Origin of the sequence: Corallococcus sicarius (assembly GCF_003611735.1) — a bacterium.
GTDB classification, from domain to species: Bacteria; Myxococcota; Myxococcia; order Myxococcales; family Myxococcaceae; genus Corallococcus; species Corallococcus sicarius.
On sequence record NZ_RAWG01000516.1, the window covers coordinates 1 to 4223 of the forward strand.

Below are 4223 nucleotides of genomic sequence, written 5' to 3' on the forward strand. Positions count from 1 at the left end.
GATGTTGAGCGTGGGGTCGAAGCTCGTCTTCTTCTACGCGATGCATGACGGGTTCGAGCCCACGCGGCTGCGCGTGCGTGACGCGGCCGACCCGCTGGACACGTGGAGTCCGGTGCGGGACGCGTTCTCCGACGGCATCTACCATGGGGCGGCGTTGAGCGCGGTGGAGGACGGCAGGGGCGGCATCCACCTGGTCTACAAGGACGAGACGGAGCGGCTGTACTACCGCCGCTTCGACGGGACGTCCTTCGGGCCGCGCACGCTGGTGGAGGGCACGCCGGACTGGGCGTTGCAGCCCGCGGTCACCCGCGTCGGCGACGCGCTGTATGTCTTCTACAACCACCGTCGGAGCGCCACGGACTACGAGGTCCAGGTGCGGGTGCTGCGCGACGGGACGTTCAGCGCCCCGGTGGCGCTGGATTCACGCACGAGCTTCAAGGGCTACCTGAGCGCGCTGGACGTGCTGCCGGAGAGTGCCACGGAGGTGCCGTGCTTCTACGGGGACTCGGTGGACGCGAACGCCAGCGCGAGGGTGATGCGCGTGGCGGTGCCGCGTGTGCCCGTGGGCGGTGGGGACGGTGGCAGTGGCGGTGGTGGGCAGGACGGTGGCGTGCCGGATGGAGGCGCAGGGACGCCGGATGGCGGGAGCGCTTCGGATGGCGGCGCAGGGACGCCGGATGGAGGCGCGGGGACGCCGGATGGCGGCGTGGACGCGGGGACGCCGGATGGCGGGACGGTGCCGGCGGATGGCGGGGTGTCGGGGCCGGTGACGTTGGAGCCGGTGTTCACGAACACGATGCACGAGGTGCTCGCGGTGGACGGTGCGGGCACGGTGTACGCGCTGGCGCTGGACGGGCTGCGCTCGAAGCTGTGGGCGAGCACGGACGGTGGGCGCACGTTCAGCGCGAGAGGGCAGGGGGTGGGCGGCGCGTCGTTCTGGGTGATGGCGGTGCTGCGGGACGGGACGTTGCTGGCGCAGATGAGCCGGGATGGCAGCTACCACCTGGAGCGCTCCACGGACGGCGGGCAGACGTGGAAGGACGTGGTGGCGCTGGGCAACTACCGCGCGGCGTCCCCGGCGAGCTTCGCGGAGCTGGGGAGCACGGTGTTCTTCCTGGAGTACCAGACGTTCACGTCCGCGAGCACACCGCTCCGGCTGTGGGCGAGCACGGATGGCGGGGCGACGTGGGCGGTACGCGTCACCTTCCAGGAGCACCGGCACGGGCTGGCGTTGTTCGCGGACGCGACGCGGAGCGTGCTGTGGGCCACGTTCGGCAGCAACGCGACGCAGGCGGCGGTGCAGCGCTCCACGGACGGGGGGCGCACCTGGACGAAGGTGATGGGGGGCTACGCGGCCAACGCGGTGACGGGGACGGTGTTGTCCGGCGGTGCGCTGCTGTTGGGGCAGGCCACGCTGTACGAGCCGGAGCACCCGAAGCTGCTGCGGGTGTACGCCAGCGGGCGGGTGGACGCGCTGCGGACGCTGCCGGGACCTGCGTACTCGCTGGAGGACCTGCCCGGAGGGGGCTGGGCGCTGGGCACGGCGAGGGCGAACGTGGGGGACGTGCAGCCCGCGTCGGACGTGTACGCGAGGCTCTTCACCAGCACGGACGGCACGACGTGGGCGGAGGCCCTGCGCTACGAGCAGGCCGGGAACACCGCCGTGGCCCGCGCGGACGTCTGGGGCGTGCTGGCCACAGGCGACCTGGTGGTGCGGGTAGAGAACCTGAAGGGCTTCGGAACGGGAGGGAAGGGGTTCCAGGTCCTGCGGGTGAGGCGCTGAGCCTCCGTGCTTCAGGCCGGACTTCCGTGGGAGGAAGCCCGGCCCGGAGTCCTGTGACTACTGGGGCCAAGCGGGGTAGTGGAAGACGTTGCCGAACCGTCCCACCACCCAGATGTCCTCGGGGCTGGTACCCGCGATTCCGTAGAGGCTCGTGATGCGGGTACCCAACGTCCATACCTTGCCGTCGTAACGGTAGATGCTGCCGCTTTCAGTGATGACGTAGATGGAGTTTGCGCCGAAGGTGAGCACGCCGGTGTAGTGCTCAGGGGCAGGCGGGTCAGAGGGAGCGGCGGGAGGCAAACCCATGACTTGCGTCCAGGTGCTTCCATCCCACCTCAGCAGGGTCCTGTCATTACCTGCCGCGAAGGCGAGCTTGGCATTGACAACATGGATGCCTCTCAGAGGCGGGACATCCGGTACTCCTGAGGCGGGCTTAAAGGTCGAGGTGCCCGTGTCCCATCGGTAGATGACTCCACGCCCGGTGCTGTTCTTCCCTACGGCGAAGAGGACCTCAGGCGACAATCCATGGACCCTTTGGAAGGGAGCCCCTGTGTAGTCCTGGGTCGGAACGTTCGCGGTGCCGCCATCCCACTCGAAGGTCGCACCCTTGCCCCCCTCATAGCCAACGCCAAAAATCCGCAGGTTGGCACCCGCGAAGCCGGTGAGGCCCCGGGTGTCGAGATCTTTGACCGGACCCGACAGGCCGACACTGGGGGTGCAGGCGATATCGCCATTGTTCTGGATGACGAGGGCACCCTGGTCACGGCCGATATAGGCGGTTCCTGTCTGGGGATGAGCCCATACGCTGTAGAGGGTCTGCTGGGTCGAACCGTTGGTGCAGTCACTCGTGAGGAGCGCGAAGGATTTCGCGGAGGGTGTCTTGACGGCTCGTCCGGAATTGCTGCCAACGATCCAGACCCCTCCATCACCATAGAGCGAAACGTCAAACAAGTCCGTCCCCGCGTCGTAAACGGCCTGGTTGGCCCAGGTGGGGCCGCCTTGGGGACACAGAGCGCCATCATCAACCACGCTGTTGCAGTTGTTGTCCTGCACGTCGCACAGCTCGGCGGCGGCTGTGTAGATGAACGGGTTGCCGTCGTCGCAGTCACCGGCATCCCGGATGTACCCGGCATCCGGCTGTGGGCAGGAGACGACGCCCGCGTCCGTGCGACCGTGCTTGTCGTCATCCTCGTCGGGATACCAGACGCCCGCATCGGCGGGAGGCTGGCAGAGGACCCCGCCGTCAGCAGGGTTGCACTGGAACGAGCCATTGTTGCACTGGCTCACCGGGTCTGGGCACGTCATCCCGATGTTGGTGAAATTGTTGTCCTCAATTCCATCGCAATCGTTGTCCAGGTCGTCGCAGATGTCCGGGGCGCCGAGAAACACGGTACCCTCCGTGTCATCGCAGTCGTCCTGTTTCTCGGAGATAGAGACGTAGCCTCCCTCCGCAGGAAGAGGGTTCTCCGGGCAGAAGGCCGTGGCTGGGACACCCGCCGCACCGTGTTTGTCCTTGTCCTGGTCCCTCCAGTATAGGAACTCAGGTGGGACCTCGCAGGTGCGCGTGGCGCTCGTAGTGCTTGTGTTGCACTGGTACACGCCCTTGCAGTTGTTCTGTCCTGGGCAGGACTTGCCAACCTCCAGTTCCACGGGCCCCTGCACGCCGTTGCAGTTGCGGTCCCCGGTGGTGCACAGCTCGGTGGCACCCGGGTTGATGCCTTCGCCCTGTCCCTGGATGTCGTTGCAGTCCGAGCCACCCGTGTCCTTGGTGACGTAACCATCGCCATCCGCATCGGTGGCGCTCATGTCCAGGGTGATGACCTGGGTCTTGTCGTCCTTCGCGGCGCCGGGGGTGACGGCGACCTGCTGGGACGGCGCGGCGTCGGCGTTGTTGATGCGGCGGTCCGCTTCGCACGCCTTGCCTTCCTCGAAGTCCTGTTCAAAGGCCTCGGCCCTGATCGTGATCTGCTTGCCCCACTTCTCCGGCAGGACGATGCCGACCACGACGCTGCTCTTGCCAGCCAGGCTCGTGGACAGCGTCTCGTTGGTGGCGTCGTCCTCCGCTGTCACCTTGATGCAGCGGGGCGTGAAGCCCGTCGAGTTGACGATGACCCTCACCCCATCCTGAGGGTCCTTACAGCCCGCGAGGGCGAACAGTGGCAGCAGCAGCAGAAGGCGTCGCATAGGCCGCCCATCCTACCGGCCTCTCCCCGCGACTGTGAGTGCCTGCTCCCCTCTTGAATCATCAAAGGGTGGGGGCCCCGCCTCCGCGCGCCTCCGGGAAGTCCGAGTACACCACCTCCAGCCGGGCATCCGCCGCCAGGCTGGCGGGCGTCACCAGCTCCAGGTCCACCGGAATCGGGCCCCGGTAGCGCTCCGAAATCTCCCGCTTCAGGCCCGCCACGTCCAGCGCCCCCAGCCGCTCCATCTTCCCGTACTC

2 protein-coding genes and 1 pseudogene are annotated in these 4223 nt (G+C 67.6%); 1 reads left to right on the plus strand and 2 read right to left on the minus strand.

Annotated elements, in window-relative coordinates; translation table 11 throughout:
- A partial coding sequence (locus D7X12_RS39915) for a WD40/YVTN/BNR-like repeat-containing protein (protein WP_147443956.1) occupies positions 1 to 1783 on the plus strand: 1783 nt, incomplete at its 5' end.
- Between the two features lie 57 nt (positions 1784 to 1840).
- Here the strand turns inward: D7X12_RS39915 and D7X12_RS39920 are convergent.
- A complete protein-coding gene (locus D7X12_RS39920; RefSeq protein ID WP_120630375.1) occupies positions 1841 to 3967 on the minus strand; it encodes a putative metal-binding motif-containing protein in 2127 nt (708 codons plus the stop codon).
- 61 nt (positions 3968 to 4028) lie between these two features.
- Positions 4029 to 4223, minus strand: a pseudogene (locus tag D7X12_RS39925) (hypothetical protein); the annotation flags it as partial.